We start from the raw sequence: 16,810 nt of genomic DNA on the forward strand, positions 1-16,810 counted from the left end.
GGAGCGGCTGCGATGACGGGGGCGGACGGCTATGCGGAAAGCCTGGCTGCGGTGTTCCGCGCTCGCCGCGACGAACCTGCGGTGGGGCTGTCCAGAGTCTGGTCGACCTGGCGGCAGATCGCCGAGTTGCGCGCGCCTCTCGCCGACCTGCCGGACGGCCCGGTGGCGCTCGTCCTGCGCAACCGGCCGGCGACCGTCGGGGCACTGGTGGGCCTGCTCGGTACCGGCCGGACAACGCAGCTCGTTTCCCCCATTCAACCTCCCGGTGCCATTGCCGCGGCCGTCCGCGGGTGCGCCGCGGTGGTCGCCGATGCCACCGACTGGTCGCCGGAGCTGGCGGACCACGGCGGGATCGAACTCGGCTGCCGGGCAGACGGAACCCTGACCGCAGCTCGGCGGCCGGGAAGTACCACGGCGCCGCGCCCGGTCGAGTTCCCCGGCGCCGCGATCGTCGTCTCGACGAGCGGGACGACCGGTCCGCCCAAACGCATTCCGATGGCCTGGGCCGACCTTCCGGCGCCCCGCGTGGGCGCGCCCGGCGAGGTCGTGATCAACGCGATGCCGAGTACCACCATTTCCGGTCTGCGCATCGTGCTCGGAGCGCTGGCCGCCGGTCGTCCGCTGGCTTTGCTGGAACGGTTCGAGGCCGGGGCGTGGGTGGCGCTGGTCCGCGAGCTCCGGCCGCGGTACCTCGGACTGCCGCCCGCGGCGATGCAGATGCTGCTGGACGCCGACGTCGACCCGGCCGACCTGGCGAGCATCGAGGCCTGGCCGACCGGCTCCGCGCCGGTCACCCCGCAGCTGCAGGAACAGTTCGAGGCCCGGTTCGGCATACCGGTCCTGGTCAAATACGGCGCGACCGAGTTCGGCGGTCCGGTCGCCGGGTGGACGCTCGACGACCACCGGCAGTGGGCGAAGCGCAAACGGGGCAGCGTCGGCCGCGCGAAACGCGGGGTGCGCCTTCGGATCGTCGACCCCGGAGGCGGCGAATGCCCGGTGGGTGCGCCCGGATTGCTCGAGGTGCGCGCGTCCCGGGCCACGGAATGGATTCGTACCAACGATCTGGCGCGCATCGACGAGGACGGGTTCCTGTATCTCGACGGCAGAGCGGACGACGTCATCGTCCGCGGCGGGTTCAAAGTCCCGCTCGGCGAACTCGAGCGGATCGTCGGTGCGCACCCCGGCGTTCGTGCCGCCGGTGCCGTCGGCCTGCCCGACCGCCGTCTCGGCCAGGTGCCCGCGGTGGCCGTGACGGTCATTGCCGGGGCCGGCGCGCCGACTGCGGCCGAGCTGACCGAATGGCTGCGCGCTCGCGTTGCGCCGTACCAGGTTCCGGCGGTGGTGCGAGTGGTCGGCGCCCTTCCGGAGACCGATTCGCACAAGGTCAGCCGACCTGGCCTGCGGCGGCTTTTCGAGGATGGGTCGCGCGCCGACTAATGGTCGGTTATTGACTGATTGATGGCAACCGACGTAGTGTCGATCACGTCGGCCGGATTCGGAGGATGCCAGGATGCAGTCCGCTCGTCAGGACCCCGATCAGCGGGCCGGGATCATCCGGATGCTGACCGCTCCCGATGGCCCGTACGCGGTGGAAACCCTCGACGTCCGGGGGATTCCGTACCGGGTCTACGCGAATGCGCCGAACGACGTGCGGACGTTTCTGGCCGCCGCGGCAGGACACGGCGACGGCATCGCGCTCGCGTACGAGGACGAGACGTGCTCGTGGCCGGAGTTCCTCGACCGGATCACCCGGGTCGCGAAGGTGCTTCACGAGGATTTGGGAGTACGGCCCGGTGACCGGGTCGCGCTCGCCATGCGCAACCTGCCGGAGTGGCCCATTGTCTTCGGTGCGATCGTCAGCCTCGGAGCCATTGCGGTACCGCTCAATGCGTGGCTGGTGGCCGGGGAGCTGGCGGCTGCGCTGAACGACTGTGCCGCCCGCGTCGTCGTATGCGACGCCGAACGGGCGAGCCGGATCCAGCAGGTGCGTGACGATCTGCCCGGCCTGCGGATGGTCGTCGAGGTGCGGGCCCCCGGCGAGGTGACCGGAGACGAAACCCTGGAAGCCATGCTGGACACCCAGCCGGTCGGCGTGGACCTGTCCGGTGCGGCCATCGACCCCGACAGTGACTGCACGATCATCTACACCTCAGGTACCACCGGAAGGCCCAAGGGCGCGGTTGCGACGCACCGGGCACACGTCGCGGGCATCATGAACACCCTCTTCACCCGGGAGGTCGAGCGGCGCCTGATCTCGCTCACCGGTCCGGCCCCGGCCGGCTGCACGCTCGTCACCAGCCCGCTGTTCCACATCGCCGGGTTGCCGATGTCCTTCCTCAATCCGTACCTGGGCATCACGACGGTCCTCCTGCGCAAGTGGGATGCCGTCCGGGCGGTCGAACTGATCGAGAAGTACCGCGTGACCTCGACCAGTGGAGTCCCGACCGTGGTGGAGCAGCTCCTGGATGCGCTGGAGCACAGCCCGCGGGACACGTCGTCGCTGCGGCTGGTGGGTACCGGTGGCGCACAGGTCTCCTCGTCACTGGTCCGGCGGATCACCACCGCGTCCGGCGGCAGGCTGGCGACGGGAACGGCGTACGGGCTCACCGAGACGACCGGCCCGATGGTCCGGATCGGATCGGCCGACCTCGCCGGAAACCCGCAGGCCGTGGGACTGCCTTATCCCACTTCGGAAATCCGGATCGTCGGCGAGAACGGCGACGAGGTGGCGCCGGGGGAAGCGGGGGAGGCGTGGTTCAGGGGCCCGAACGTCGCGCGGGGCTACTGGAACCGCGAATCCGGCGCGTTCACCGGCGACGGCTGGTTCCGCTCCGGCGATCTGGTGGTCCGCGACGAAGCGGGTTTCCTGTCCATTGTGGACCGGATCAAGGACGTCATCATCCGGGCGGGGGAGAACGTGTATTGCAGCGAGGTCGAGGACGTCCTGCTCGCTGCACCCGGCGTCGTCGAAGTGTCCGTCTACGGGATGCCGCACGAAACCTGGGGCGAGGAGGTGACGGCGACGGTCCGCGGTGAGTCTGCGCCGGCGGAGCTGCGATCGTATGCGGCTGCCCGTCTCGCCGCGTTCAAGGTACCGACGCGGTGGGCGTTCACGGCCGATCCGTTGCCCCGCAATGCCGCGGGCAAGGTGCTCAAACGCGAGCTGCAAGCCGGCCACCGGAAGAGCGGGGGATGACCGCCGATGAGCACGGAGTACCACGAGATTCTCTATGGGGTCGCGGACCGGGTCGCGACCATCACGCTGAATGTGCCGGAGAAGCGCAACTGCCTCAGCTACCGGATGCGCCGGGAGATCCGGGAAGCGTTGCACACCGCGGAGAACGACGACGTGGTGAGCGTGGTCCTGATCCGGGCCGCCGGGCCGTCCTTCTGCTCGGGATACGACATTTCACCACCGCCTGCGGCCGGCAAGAACCGGGACTACTACCGCGACGAAGACCAGCGTCCGCAGGGCTGGGTGTCGTCGCCGGAGTTCGCCGGCTGGACGGATCAGTGGGCCCGCAGCTGCCTGCGCGACCTGATGCACATCTGGACCTTGCTCAAACCGGTCGTCGCGCTGGTGCACGGCGACTGTCTCGCCGGTGGGACCGAGCTGATGTCGTTGTGCGACATCGCCTTCGTGGCCGACGACGCCGTGCTCGGGTACCCGCCGATGCGCGGGATGTCGACCCCGGACGTGCCGTTCTTCCCGTGGAAGATGACGATGGCGCAGGCGAAGTACCTGCAGCTGACCGGAAACTCGGTGAGCGGTGCCGAAGCGGCCCGGATGGGCTGGGTCGCCAAGAGTTTCCCACCTGAGGAGCTCGAGGAGGCGGTCCAGCGGGAACTCCGTGCCCTGTCGGGCATTCCGGTGTCGCTGCTGTCGGCGAACAAGCAGTCGGTGAACCAGGCGTACGACATCATGGGCATGCAGACCCATTTCGGCCAGGCGTGGTCGTGGCACCTGCTGAGCGGGTCGATCCGGCCGGACGCCCGGGAATTCGGCCGGATCCTCATGGAGTCCGGTCTCAAAGCCGCCCTGGAATGGCGGGACGGCGCCTTCCGCCGGGAAGGTTTCCGCTGATCGCCGTGCCGGGAGGAGCAAAGCCGTGACTATCGAGGCCGTCGTCCGGGATGCACTGGACACCCTTTTCCGTGACCATTGGCCTGCCGGCCGGCGGGAATTCCTGAGTGCCCAGTTCGACGCGGGCCTGGCGTGGGTGCATCTGCCGGAAGGCAGCGGCGGGCTCGGCCTCCCGCGGGCGCAGCAGTCCGGGATCTTCGCCCGGATCGACGCGGAAGGCGCGCCGAACGGGCGGGCCCGCAACCCGCTGGCCTATGCCATGGGCGCCCCGACGATTGCCGCCTGGGGCACCGCCGCCCAGATCGAGCGGTACCTCCGGCCGATCTTCCTCGGCGACGAGCACTGGTGCCAGCTGTTCTCCGAACCGGGAGCGGGCTCCGACCTCGCCGCGGTGGCCACGCGTGCCGTGCGCGACGGCGACGAGTGGATCGTCAACGGCCAGAAGGTGTGGAGCTCGATGGCGCACGTCTCGGAGATCGGGATGCTGGTGGCCCGCACCGATCCAGACGTCCCGAAACATCGAGGCCTGACCTACTTCGCACTCGACCTGAGCCTGCCCGGGGTGGAGGTCCGGCCGCTGCGGCAGATGACCGGCGACGCCGAGTTCACCGAGGTCTACCTCACGGACGTGCGGATTCCGGACAGCTGCCGGATCGGCGACGTCGGCGCCGGGTGGAAGGTGTGCGTCTCGACGCTGATGAACGAGCGGGTGATGTTCGGGTCGGGCGGTTCCGGTCCGGTCGATCTGGCACTGGAGCTCGCGCGGGACTCGGCCGAGCTGCGCCGGGACCCCGAGCTGCGCGCCCGGCTGATCCGGTTGTGGATCCGGGCCCGGGTACTGCGGCTGACGAACGCGCGGGCCACCACGGACACCGCCGGGCCGCAGGGGTCGATCGGCAAGATCGGCTACGCGGAGATCAACAAGGCCGGGTACGAGCTGTGCATGGACCTGCTCGGCGGCGAAAGCCTGCTGTACGACGACTACACGACCCGGGTGCCGGAAGGCTGGGGACAGGGGATCGACGGCGGGGACGTCCGCCGCCGCTTCCTCCGGTCCCGCGCGAACTCCATCGAAGGCGGCACGACCGAGATCATGCGCACCATCCTGGCCGAGCGGATCCTCGGCCTGCCGCCCGAACCCCGGGCCGACAAGGACCGGCCGTGGTCCGAAGTTCCGCGAGGCTGAGGGCGGTTTCCGATGAGCGACGAGATCGACGAACTGCGCCGCACGGTGCGCAGGTTCCTGGACGAGCGCAGCGACGAACGCGAGGTGCGCCGGCTGATGGCCGACCCCGTCGGCTACGACCCGGCGGTCTGGCGGCAAATGACCGAGCAGCTGGGTCTGGCCGGTCTCGCGATCGCCGAGGAGCACGGCGGGAGCGGAGCCGGGTTCGACGTGCTGGCGGTCGTGTTCGAGGAACACGGCCGGCTGCTCACCCCGTCCCCGCTCTTCGCCTCGGTCGCCCTTGCCGCAACGGCATTGCAGCAGTCCGGGGACAAGGCGGCGATGGCGGAGTACCTCCCGGGCATCGCCGGCGGAGAGTCAATTGCCACGCTGGCGTTCAGCGAGTCCGATGCCGGGCGGGACACGAGGGCCAGGTCGGGGAAGCTCACCGGACGTAAACGCTATGTCGCCGACGCACACGTCGCCGACCTGATCCTGGTCACCGCGCAGGACGACGAAGGGCTCTCGCTGTTCGCGGTCGAACGGGAGGCGCCTGGCCTCACCGTCACTGCGGAACTCACCATGGACCAGACGCGCAAGCTCGCGACGGTGGACCTGGCCGACACGCCTGCCCGGCTGATCGGAACGCCCGGTGCGGCTCCCTTGCACCGCACCCTTTTGACTGCCGGGGTCGCACTCGCCGCCGAGCAGACGGGTGGCGCGCAGCGGGTCCTGGACATGGCGGTGGACTACGCCAAGACCCGCGTCCAGTTCGGCCGCCCGATCGGGAGTTTCCAGGCCGTCAAACACAAACTGGCCGACATGCTGGTCGACGTCGAAACCTGCCGCGCCGCCGCGGAGGCCGCCGCCGTGGCCATCGCCACCGACGCGGCCGACCTCGAACTGGCGGCGAGTGTCGCGAAAGCCTACTGCTCCGACGCCTACTACCGGACTGCCGCGGAAGCGCTCCAGATCTTCGGCGGCATCGGGTTCACGTGGGAGCATTCCGTGCAGTTGTATTTCAAGCGGGCGAAGTCGAGCCAGCTGCTGCTCGGTTCCCCGGGATACCACCGGGATCTCGTCGGGCAGGCGCTCGGAATCTGACGCCGCTCACCTGCTCATGCGCAGAATCAGAGCGACGGCGTCCTCCGTGCAGGCTCCCGGGCTCAGGACCTCCTGCAGCATCAGGCCACGAATCGCGGCAATGGCGACGGTGGCTACGGTCTGCGCTTCCCCGGCGTCGCGCCCTGCACGTTCCGCGAGCGAAGCCAGCAGCCGGGTCAGGTCGTCGAGCGAGTCGATGAACTCACGAAAGTCCTCCGGCCGGTACGCGGCCAATCCGGCGACGTGAAAGAAGCCGCGGACCCGCGACAGCTGCTCCGGACGCGTGTAGACCCGCCAGATCGCCACGACCAGGTCATCGAAGGTGCCGTGCCGGGCGGTCTCGAAAAGCGTCTCGTTGTCGCGGGATCGCTGTGCTTCGAGCATGGCCGCCAGCACGCCCGGGAGCGACCCGAAGTGGTAGCGCAGGAGGGCGTGGCTGGTCCCGGCCCGGGCGGCGATCTCCCGGAGCGACACCTCCGGCGAGGGAAGGTCCTCGCCGAAGGCGTCGAGAAGCCGGGACAGGAGACGCTCGCGGGCGTCGCCCGTGCGTTCGGTGCTTGACAGGACCACTCCCACAGTTTATCCATTGGAAAAGAACGATGCCGTGCTGCCTCCCATGGTTGCAGCTGACGGAGGGAGCGCCATGTGGCAAGGCTGTCTGGCCGACACGGACTATTTCGAGATGCGTTCCACCGGCGGGCGCGACTACGGCATCTGGGTCACCACGCCACCGGGCCACGACCCCGCCACGACGCCGTTGCCTGCCGTGTACGTGCTCGACGGCAACTGGGCCGTGGGCCAGACGGCACCGCTCATCGTCACCCAGGCCGACCCGATGCAGCAGATCCAGCCGTACCTGCAGGTCAGCGTCGGTTACGCAGGCGAGGAAGCGCAGCACTGGGCCCGGCTGCGCAACCGTGACCTCGTCCCACCCGGCGAGCCGATCGCGCAAGAACTCGTCGATGCCGTCGAAACGGGCCTTCAATCAGGCGCGATGACTCGGGAGACCGCCGACGCCTACCTGGCCGAACTACGCGACACCCACGCCGATACCTTCCTCAGCTTCCTCACCGGGGAACTGCACCCGCGCATCGAACGCGATTACCGCACCTCCCCGAGCGGCCACGGCCTCTTCGGCTACTCCTACGGCGGGCTTTTCACCCTCTACACCTGGCTCACCGGCAACACGCTTTTCGAGAGCATCGGTGCGGGCAGCCCCGGGGTCGCCAGTGAAGACAGCCAGATCTTCAGCCAGCTCGGCACCATCGGGGACCGCCCGCCGCACGCCAAGCTGCACGTGACCTTCAACGAGCGGGAGCTTCTCGGCGACCTGGCGGTGTACCAAACCATCACGAGGAACACGGCCACCGTCCTGCATCGCTTGACGTCCCGCAGTGTCACCAGCGCAGTCCTGCACGAAACGCACGTGACCGGCCTGCAGGCGTCGTTCCTCAGCTACCTCCGGACTTGCCGGGCCCGGTGAGCCAGGCCGTCGTATCCGGGGGCAGGGTCGCCTCGTCCGGCAGCGGTTGGCTGGAGAGCAGCACAGTCCCGTTCGGTCGCTTGATGGGTGCGGTTCCGAAGTTGGTCACCGACACCATCCCGTCCCGCCGGAACGCCAGGGCGTCCGGTCCGGCGTCGATCCACGCGAAGTCCTCGGTGGCAGCGAAGGATTTGCGGATGCGGAGGGCGGCGCGGTACAGGTTCAGCGTCGAGCCGGGATCGTCGTGCTCGGCTTCGATGGAGTACTCGCCGAACCAGGCCGGTTGGGGCAGGTGCGAAGCGCTGCTGCTGAACCCGAAGTACGGCGCCTGCGACGTCCACGGCAGCGGCACCCGGCACCCGTCGCGCGAGGGGATGGCGGCGTCGGACCGGAGGGCGACGGGATCCTGCCATACCTCACGAGGAAGGTCCGTCACCTGCGGCAACCCGAGTTCTTCTCCCTGATACAGATAAGCGCTCCCGGGCAAGGCGAGGGTCAGCAACGTCGCGGCCCGCGCGCGCATCAGCCCGACGGCGCGCGCCGAATCCGGGGCGTATCGCGACGCATGCCGTTCCACGTCGTGATTGGACAGCACCCACGTACTCGACGCGGTCAGGTCGAGTTCCTGCGAGATGACCTTGCCGAAGGACTCCGCGTCCCACGGGGCGGCGAGCAGGTCGAAACTTTCCCTGCTGGCGTTGCGCAATCGCCGATGCGGCTCCGCCACCGCTTCGGCGACGGCGAAGAGCGGCGGGTCGTAAGAATCGAAGAGCTCGCGCCATTCCGCGTACCCGGTCTGGACGTCATCCCGATCGAACAGTGGATGGTGTCCCTCGGCGAAACTGCTCGCGGAGGACGCGGCGCGGCCGGTGATCGCCGCAAGGCCGGTGACGATCTCGCTCCACGGCGGGAGCGGTTCGCGGAGGTCTTTGGTGACCGTCATCGCCACGTCGACGCGGAATCCGTCCACGCCGCGGTCACCCCAGAATCGCAGCGTCCGCAGGAAATCGGCGCGGACCTCGGGGTTGGCCCAGTTCCAGTCCGGTTGCTGCGGCGTGAACAGGTGCAGGTACCACTGGCCGTCCGGCACCCGTTCCCAGGCGGAGCCGCCGAGGAAAGACTGCCAGTCGGACGGCGGTTCCTCCCCGTTCTCCCCGCGGCCGTCGCGGAAGTGGTAGCGCTCGCGTTCGGCGGACCCCGGCCCCGCGGCCAGTGCGGCGCGGAACCGTTCGTGCCGGTCGGAGCTGTGGTTGGGGACGATGTCGACGATCACCTTGATCCCGCGCGCGTGCAGTTCCCGGACCACGTCGTCGAACTCGCCAAGGGTGCCGATGACCGGGTCGATGTCGCGGTAGTCGTCCACGTCGTACCCGCCGTCCGCGAGCGCGGAGGGATAGAACGGGCGGCGTCGACCCCGAGCTGCTCGAAATGGCCGACGTGCGCGAGGACCCCGCGCAGGTCACCGACGCCATCGCCCGACCCCGTCGGCGAAACTTCGCGGATAGACCTGGTAAACGGTGGCGGTGCGCCACCAGCCTGCGGTGAGCCGGTCGTCTCGGGTCATGGTTCTCGTTCGGATCACTTGGCTCCGCGGACGAAAGCGAGCACGACCGTACCGAGCACGGTCGCGACGATGGCGATCGGGAAAAGCGAGCCGTAGCCGCCGAAGATCCCGACCGCGACTCCGCCGATCGCGGCACCGAACGTCTGCGGGAGCGTGGTGGTGATGTTGATGATCCCGAGGTCCTTGCCGGTTTCCTCGGCCGAGGGCAGCACGAGCGTGACGAGCACGAGGTCCACGGACATGTACGCGCCGACGCCGAGGCAGGTGAGCACGTTGAAGACGAGCAACCCGGTCAGGGTAGGCCAGAGGAGGGGAATGACGAGCGAGACGGCGATGATCGCGGAGGAGGCGTAGACCAGTGGTTTGGTCCGGCCGAGCCGCTGCGCCAGCGGGCCGCTGAGCGCAGTGCCGAGCACCAGGCCGATGAGCCCGGCGAGGTTGGTCGCCGGGATGGCGTCGACCGCGCCCGCGCCGAGCCCGATGTAGTCCTGCATGAGGTAGAGCGAGAAGGTCTGGATCGGGTAGAAACCGGTGAAGAGCAGGAACCGGCCGAGGAAGACCCAGGCGAAGTCGGGGTTGGCGATCGGGTTGACCCAGAACGCCCCGAAGAGCGTCCGGAGGGTGAACGGCGTACGCGGTTCGTGCCGGTTCGACTGGGCGTTGAGCAGGGAGAAGAGGATCGTCAACGCCGCGAGAATCCCGGCGACGAGCAGGTACCCGACCGGAAGCAGCGACGCGAAACCGGCGCCGAGCACCGCCCCGATGATCCCGCCGACGAGCTGGGCCACCCCGTACACCGAGGAGAACACGCCGCGCTTGGCCACCGGCACGCGATCGGGAAGGTAGGCGCTGGCCGGGGTGAGGATGAAGTTCGTGGTGAACTGCATGGCGACCATCAGCACGACCAGCAGCGGGATCGACGTGACGAACCCGGTCACCGCCGCCAGCCCGAGCGTAGACACCGCCCCGGCAATCATCCACGGCTCCCGCCCGCCGATGCGCGTCCGCGTACGATCGGACAGCGCACCCGCAATCGGGGCACCCACCATCGACGCGACGGCACCGATCCCGATCACCAGCGCGAGCGAACTGGCCTGCGTCGCCGGGTCGATCGCCTGCACCTGAATCGGGATGAACACCGAGGCTGCCGCACCCCAGAACACCGAGAAGCTCGCGATGACGAGGGGTAAAGTCGCAAGCAGCTTCCGCAACCCGAGCGATTTGAGGCTCTGCTTCGAGACATCGGCCGGAGCCTGGCCCGGGTCCGCGGTTCTGCTGGAGTCGGCCGGTTCCTCCGGGATCACGGACATGGACACTCCTTTGTGTCTGGTGTCTTGGTGTCTTCGCTTTGGGAGACCAGCGGTGTTTCGCAGCTCCGTCGTCGCGCCGTCGAGTCCGTGCCTGGGTCGTGGGGCTGTGGAGGTGCTGGTGTCTCGTAGCTGGGTCGTTGCGCTGTCGAGTCTGTGTCGGTGTCGCGGGGCTGTGGAGGTGCTGGTGTCTCGTAGCGGGATCGTTGCGCTGTCAGGTCCGTGTCGGTGTCACGATGCCGGTGTCTCGTGGCTGGGTCGTTGCGCTGTCGAGTCTGTGCCTGGGTCGTGGGGCTGTGGAGGTGCTGGTGTCTTGTAGCGGGGGGTCGTTGCGCTGTCGAGTCTGTGTCGGTGTCACGGGGCCGTGGAGGTGCCGGTGTCTCGCAGCGGGATCGTTGCGCTGTCAGGTCCGTGTCGGTGTCACGATGCCGGTGTTCGTAGCTGCCGTTGCGGTGTCGAGTCGGTGTCGTGGTCACGGCGCCGTGGAGATGCCGGTGTCTCGCAGCGAAACCGTTGCGCCGTCGAGTCCGTGTCGGTGTCACGCGCCGTGGCGATCCCCGTTGGCTGCGGTCAGGGCGCCGTGGAGATCCCGAAGATCGGATGTTCCGGGGAGCTCGACGGAAGTTCGTGGAACCCGAGGCGGACGTAGAACGCCACCGCCCCCTTGTTGGCGGCGTCGACACCGAGATACAACGCAGGTACACCGCGTTTGGCGAGCGCCGCGCGGAAGGTGTCGACGAGCTTCCTTCCGAAGCCGAGACCTTGCAGCTCGGGCAACAGGTTGATGTGCAGCTGCGCCGGATAGTCGGCAGCCTCGGGAATCCGGGTCGCCTCGGGATTGAGACCCACCCAGATCAGGAGTTCCTCGGGAATCGGCGGCGTGCGGCCGGTCGGTGGACCCGGTTCCGGATGCCGCGCCGCGAATCCGGGCTTCCACTCCCGTTCCCACCAGGCGAGGAACTCGTCGGTGTCGGCGACTCCGACCAGGTAGCCGAGAACGCGCTTCCCATCATCGACGACGAAGGCGAGATCGGGTGCGAACTCCACGTACGGCAACGCGGCCGCATCGGCGACGAGGGTGTCGTCGGAATACATCCCGGTCGCGTCGGCTCCGGCCGCCCCGGTGCGGAGGCAGATGTCCGCGATGTCGTCGCGATCCTCCGGACGGTACGGACGGATCGTCAGTTCCCCGGTACCGTCGGGCTGTGCCTGCGCGTTTTTGACCATTGCGACCTTCCGGCGGGACGAACAGCGAGAAAGCCTCCCCGGATGTCGCCACCAGAGAGCCGTCCCCTCCAGCGTCGGGTATCCGCAACTGCGGGGCAACGCCGTGCCTGACCCGGAACCGATACGATTTTTGCCCTGCCCGCCCTTCACCCGGGAAAGGATGCCCAGCCGGTGAAAGAACAGTTCGCGAACGCCCTGACAGACGACCAGCGCGCGGTCTACGACGCGATCACCGCCGGCCCCCGAGCACGCGGCCCGCAACATTTCGTACTCCAAAACCCGGACGGGACACTCAACGGCCCGTTCGGGCTCATGGTCGGCTACCCCGAGGTCGGCGGACCACTCCAGGCGCTAGGCGCCGCCCTCCGATACCGAACGGCCCTCTCCGACCGCGAACGAGAACTCGCCATCCTGACGGTGGCCTACGCAACGGGAAGCCAATTCGAGCAAACCGCACACGAAGCAGTCGCCCGAACCTGCGGCCTGGACGACGACGTATTAGACGCCCTCCGCAACGGCACGCCCCCGCCGGACGAACGCGAGCAGGCAATCGTCGAGCTCGCCCGGCATCTCACGCACACCGCCGAGCCCACCGCACAAGCGACCACCACAGCAGCAACCCAGCTGGACCAGCGCACGATCTACGAAGTCACGGTCCTGACGGGCTATTACCGGCTCTTGGCCCACACCATGGCCCTCCTGCCCCCGACCCCGTAGCAAGGCAACGCCGCCCCACCCCACCCGCGACGCCGACCGCGCGGCGCCGTTGGCGAGCGTACGGCTCAGGTCGCCGACTGCCCGGCTCAAGACGGCACCGAACGGTTCGGGATGGCACCGCGCCGCTCGGGATGGCACTGGACGGTTCGGGATGGCACCGCACCGTTCGTGACGGCGCCGCACCGCTCAGGATGGCGTCGGACGGCTCGGGATGGCTCGGGATGGCGCCGCACGGCTCGGGACGGCGCCGCACGGCTCGGGACGGCGCCGCACGGCTCGGGATGGCATCGGACGGCTCGGGACGGCACCGCACCGTTCATAGGTCAAGGGCACGGCCTAGACCGCCAACCACACCCGGTCAAGACAGCGACGGCCCGGCTCACGGCCGCATCGCACGGCTCGAAACGGCGAGCTGTGGTCCCGGTCCGCCTGGCCGGACCGGATACCGGCAGCGCACTGCCTCCGGTGCACCGGAGGCAGCCGGTCTGCTGGCGTCCCTCTCCCTCTCGCTCCCGCTCTCCCTCCCGCGAGCCTGTCGCTGGCGCGGCTGCGGGCCACCTGCCCGCGCGGATTCACCCGATGGAAACCTCCTCCCCAACGGCCAACGGCCTCTCGTACCAGGAACGGATCCCGAAACACGATCGTTCCACCGCCGGCTCCACCCTCAGTCTCCGCCGCCGAGGCTCCACTGCCCAGCGTCCGTCGCTCAGTCTCTGCTGCTCAGCATCCACTCACCGTCACTCGAAGAAATTCGGCACGTCCATCACCCCTCCCGATGCGTCGAACTCGTCATGCACGGCCTTGCGAAGATCCGCATCGGCGAGATAGTCCGCGGCTGTCAGCGCCAGGCCCAGTGCGCCGTCGACAACCGCCTTGTCTCCCGTCGGCGACCCGGCCGCCGCGGCGAATTCCTTGGTGTGCAACGCAACTGTCGGGCCGGACACCGCAATCATCGGATGCAGCGCAGGCATTCGGAAGGACAAGTTTCCCAAATCGGTGCTCCCGGTGAGGAATTCCGGCACGATGCCCGGCGGCAGCGGCTTCCGCCCGGTGCCGATCTGGTTGACCGACCACCGCCCGGCCAAGGTGGTATTGAAGCGGATCGGAAGGTACGCCGGCTGTTCGTCCCACCGCAGTTCCACTCCGCAGCCGGTCATTTCCGCCGCACCGCGCGCGATCGCCGTCATCCGGTTGGCCAGGTCCCGCAGCGTTTCCGGATTGGCCGAACGCACGTAGAACAGCAGCGCGGCACGCGCGGGAATGACGTTCGGCCGCGCGCCACCGTCGGTAAAGACACCGTGCACCCGGTCGCTCGACGGCAATTGCTGGCGCAGCGCCGACACTCCCTGGTAAGCGGCGACCGCGGCGTCCAGCGCATTGCGGCCCATGAACGGCTGCGCGGACGCGTGTGCACCAACCCCGTGGAACACCATCTCCAGCTGCCGCCTGCCGAGGAACGGATGCAGCGCGATGTCGTGACTGAACGGATGAAGCATGATCACCGCGTCGATGTCGTCGAAAACACCTGCCCGGGCAAGCGTTTCCTTACCGCCGCCGCCTTCCTCGGCAGGAGTGCCGACCAGCGATACGCGTCCGCCGAGCCGTTCGGCGACCGCCGCTGCCCCGAGGAATCCGCCCGCTCCGGCGGTGCAGATGACGTTGTGCCCGCAGCCATGGCCGAGCCCGGGCAGCGCGTCGTACTCGGACAGGACTGCTATGTGCGGGCCGTTGTTTTCCGGTGTACCCGTGCGCAACGCGGTATCCAGCCCGCCGATGCCCACGGTGACCTCGTGTCCACGCGCCCGCAGCAGTTCGGCGAGCGCGCCGACGGACCGGTGTTCGGCGAACCCTTCCTCCGGATGCGCGTGCAGATCTTGGCTGAGCGCAACGAGGTCGGCGGCACGGGCGCGTACTTCTTCTTCCACCGCAGCGCGGGTTTCCGCGTCGGCTCCGGCGTGTTCGGAGCCGAGCGGTTCGGCGGCGGCCACGGCATCGGCGGTGGCTTCGAGGAGGGAACGGAGGTGGCTGTCGTCGGGTGGGACAGGCGCGGCGTTGGTCATGGGGCGAATGCTAGCGCCGCACCCCGACAGAAATGGATCACCGCACGTCAGGCAGCCGTCCGGACACCATCTGGGCGACCCCGAAGTACTGCTCGCCGACGTCGGTGAACCCCCGGGCACGCAGGCTTGCCGCGATCTCGCCGCGGTCGAACATGCGTTGTCCGCTGATGATTCCCGCTGCTGTGTCGGCGATCCGGGCCGGCGGCCAGTCCCGGCGGGCGCTCGTGAGCAGGACGATCCGGCCGCCCGGGCGCAGGATCCGGGTGAACGAATCGAGCGCGCGTTCCGGCTCGGCGAACATGTGCAGTGCGGCGAAGCAGCAGATTGCGTCCACTGTGGACGATTTGAGCGGAGGCTCGACGGCGTCCGCGCGAAGGTAGGCCACCGCGGGCGAATCGGTTTCTTCGACCGCGCGCACCAGCATGCTGCGCGCGCCGTCCAGCCCGATCGCGAGCCCGTCCGGACCAACGGCGTCCCCGAACGCGCGGGTGAATCTGCCGGTGCCACACGCGACGTCGAGCACGACGTGGCCCGGGCGCAGCGCGAGGAGTCCGGTGGCCGATTCCACTTCACCGGTCATGGTGGGGCCGCCCGGGCCTTTGAGGACGCGGCCGAGTACCGGCCGCCAGTAGCGTTCGTAGACCTGCGGCAGCAGGGTGGTGCGCATGAGCCGCTGGGCGAGCCCGGTGGCCGGACCGGCCTGTGGCGCGTCGCCGAGGGTGTCGAGGAATCCGCCGGCTGCGGTGGCCGGTTCGAGGAGCAGATCGGCGAGGTGCTGCCGGGTGCGGTGGTCGGGCACGGGGGTCCTCTCGTGGGGATACCGGGAGTATGCGGGATGAACGGATAACTCGTTCGAGTGAAGATCCGGCCGATCAGGCGTTCGAGGGCCCGCTTTGTCAGTGCCCATTCCTAACGTCGTCCGCACGATCCCCAACCCGCGGGGACCAACGAGGAGGACCGTCCCATGACTGCACCGATCCTGAGCGCGATCGACCTTCCCACCGGCGAGATCGCCGTACACGGAGCCTTCGACCTGGCAGCCGCGTCGCAGTGGCTCGCCAGGTCCGGCCCGGCGGCGCACTTCGCCGCCGAGCCCGGAGTGCTGCACCTGGCATTCCCGGTGGAGGGGAGCTGGACCTGCGCCGGCGTCGCCGTCCGGCAGAGATCGCCCGGCACGGTCGAGGTCGGCGTTGCTGCGCCGATCGAGGTGGCCGCGCGCGTGATCGCGCAGGTGAGCCGAATGTTGTCGCTGGACGTCGACGTGTCGGGCTTCACCGGAATCGCCTCTCGTGACTCGGTGGTCCGGCGGTTGCAAGCCCGATACGCCGGAGCACGTCCGGTGTTGTTCTCGTCGCCGTACGAAGCGGCCTGCTGGGCGGTGCTCACCCAGGGGATGCGAGCGCCGCAGGCGATGCGGTTCCGGGAACAACTTGCCGCCCGGCACGGCCAAGCGGTCGGCGAAGGCGGGCTGATCTCGTTCCCGGCGCCTCCGGCGCTGGTGGAGCTGGTTTCGGAGCCGTCGCTGGGACAATTCCGGCTTGCCCGTCTGCGTGCCGTCGCCCGGGCCGCGATCGACGGCCGGCTCGATGCCGGGGAACTGCGGGCATTGCCGATTTCCCAGGCCGTGTCCCGGCTATGTGCAATCACGGGGATCGGCCCGTTCTCCGCCGAGCAGATCCTGCAACACGGTGCTGGGCATCACGATCTCTTCCCGCGACTCGACACCCATTTTCACGAGGTGCTGCGCGCGGAATACGGGCTACCCCCGGACACGCCTCCGGACGAGCTCGAACCGCTGGCCGACGACTGGCGTCCGCACCGTTCGCTCGTCGCACACCTCTTCCGGGTCCACCGGGTAGCGGCCTTGGGCCCGGGTTCGGGTCCTGATTCGGGTCCTGACTCGGAGGAGGCATGACCGGTGCTTGAGCTGGATGACTTGCCGAAGGGAGACGCTATGGAATGAAGCCGCCCTATATCGAACCGCGGTCGACGAGGCTTGCCAGGGCACTCACAGTGGCCAGATGTGGCTTGTGGTGAGGTGTCGGCGTGCTTACGCCTGTGCTCGCCGTCTCGACCGTTCTCAGTGCCCGACCGGGTGC

At 68.9% G+C, this 16,810-nt stretch carries 13 protein-coding genes and 1 pseudogene; 8 read left to right on the forward strand and 6 right to left on the reverse strand.

The window, feature by feature from the left end:
- Positions 1-12: 12 nt before the first annotated feature.
- The 5 genes from OO71_RS24360 (at position 13) to OO71_RS24380 (ending at position 6,353) form a co-directional block, all read left to right on the forward strand.
- Complete coding sequence (locus OO71_RS24360; RefSeq protein WP_051792057.1) at positions 13-1,437, forward strand: class I adenylate-forming enzyme family protein; 1,425 nt, start codon at positions 13-15, stop codon at positions 1,435-1,437.
- A 73-nt stretch (positions 1,438-1,510) separates the two neighbouring features.
- Positions 1,511-3,196: a class I adenylate-forming enzyme family protein gene (locus tag OO71_RS24365; RefSeq protein ID WP_033292201.1), complete on the forward strand. Its 1,686-nt coding sequence runs from the start codon at positions 1,511-1,513 to the stop codon at positions 3,194-3,196.
- Between the two features lie 6 nt (positions 3,197-3,202).
- Positions 3,203-4,084: an enoyl-CoA hydratase-related protein gene (locus OO71_RS24370; protein ID WP_033292202.1), complete on the forward strand. Its 882-nt coding sequence runs from the start codon at positions 3,203-3,205 to the stop codon at positions 4,082-4,084.
- Positions 4,085-4,109: 25 nt separating this feature from the next.
- Positions 4,110-5,270, forward strand: a complete 1,161-nt coding sequence (locus tag OO71_RS24375; protein ID WP_033292203.1) for an acyl-CoA dehydrogenase family protein — start codon at positions 4,110-4,112, stop codon at positions 5,268-5,270.
- A gap of 12 nt (positions 5,271-5,282) precedes the next feature.
- On the forward strand, positions 5,283-6,353 hold the full coding sequence (locus tag OO71_RS24380; RefSeq protein ID WP_033292204.1) for an acyl-CoA dehydrogenase family protein: 1,071 nt from the start codon (positions 5,283-5,285) through the stop codon (positions 6,351-6,353).
- A 6-nt stretch (positions 6,354-6,359) separates the two neighbouring features.
- On the opposite strand, the gene OO71_RS24385 is transcribed toward OO71_RS24380, so the two are convergent.
- The gene (locus tag OO71_RS24385; protein ID WP_033292308.1) at positions 6,360-6,923 is read right to left on the reverse strand and encodes a TetR/AcrR family transcriptional regulator; all 564 of its coding nucleotides are present in this window, start codon (positions 6,921-6,923) and stop codon (positions 6,360-6,362) included.
- A 73-nt stretch (positions 6,924-6,996) separates the two neighbouring features.
- Here OO71_RS24385 and OO71_RS24390 point away from each other — a divergent pair, with 73 nt between their 5' ends.
- Positions 6,997-7,836, forward strand: coding sequence for an alpha/beta hydrolase (locus tag OO71_RS24390; RefSeq protein ID WP_033292205.1), 840 nt, complete (start codon positions 6,997-6,999; stop codon positions 7,834-7,836).
- On the opposite strand, the pseudogene OO71_RS46590 reads toward OO71_RS24390, so the two are convergent.
- From OO71_RS46590 to OO71_RS24405, 3 genes and pseudogenes are all read right to left on the reverse strand, one after another.
- Positions 7,805-9,226, reverse strand: a pseudogene (locus tag OO71_RS46590) (alpha-amylase family glycosyl hydrolase); the annotation flags it as partial. The gene OO71_RS24390 and the pseudogene OO71_RS46590 sit on opposite strands and share 32 nt — an antisense overlap.
- A 188-nt stretch (positions 9,227-9,414) precedes the next feature.
- On the reverse strand, positions 9,415-10,710 hold the full coding sequence (locus OO71_RS24400; RefSeq protein ID WP_033292206.1) for an MFS transporter: 1,296 nt from the start codon (positions 10,708-10,710) through the stop codon (positions 9,415-9,417).
- A gap of 567 nt (positions 10,711-11,277) precedes the next feature.
- The gene (locus OO71_RS24405) at positions 11,278-11,934 is read right to left on the reverse strand and encodes a GNAT family N-acetyltransferase (protein ID WP_051792062.1); all 657 of its coding nucleotides are present in this window, start codon (positions 11,932-11,934) and stop codon (positions 11,278-11,280) included.
- A gap of 171 nt (positions 11,935-12,105) precedes the next feature.
- Here OO71_RS24405 and OO71_RS24410 point away from each other — a divergent pair, with 171 nt between their 5' ends.
- Positions 12,106-12,651 carry a carboxymuconolactone decarboxylase family protein gene (locus OO71_RS24410; RefSeq protein WP_033292207.1) on the forward strand — a complete coding sequence of 182 codons (546 nt, stop codon included), beginning with the start codon at positions 12,106-12,108 and terminating at the stop codon, positions 12,649-12,651.
- A 737-nt stretch (positions 12,652-13,388) separates the two neighbouring features.
- Here the strand turns inward: OO71_RS24410 and OO71_RS24415 are convergent.
- Complete coding sequence (locus tag OO71_RS24415; protein WP_033292208.1) at positions 13,389-14,711, reverse strand: M20 family metallopeptidase; 1,323 nt, start codon at positions 14,709-14,711, stop codon at positions 13,389-13,391.
- A gap of 37 nt (positions 14,712-14,748) precedes the next feature.
- The gene (locus OO71_RS24420; protein ID WP_033292209.1) at positions 14,749-15,510 is read right to left on the reverse strand and encodes a class I SAM-dependent methyltransferase; all 762 of its coding nucleotides are present in this window, start codon (positions 15,508-15,510) and stop codon (positions 14,749-14,751) included.
- 165 nt (positions 15,511-15,675) lie between these two features.
- Between OO71_RS24420 and OO71_RS24425 the strand changes: the two genes are divergently transcribed.
- Entirely contained in the window at positions 15,676-16,626 is a 951-nt protein-coding gene (locus OO71_RS24425; protein ID WP_051792064.1) for a DNA-3-methyladenine glycosylase family protein, read from the forward strand.
- Positions 16,627-16,810: the final 184 nt, after the last annotated feature.

The organism is Amycolatopsis jejuensis (genome assembly GCF_000717335.1).
GTDB lineage: Bacteria > Actinomycetota > Actinomycetes > Mycobacteriales > Pseudonocardiaceae > Amycolatopsis > Amycolatopsis jejuensis.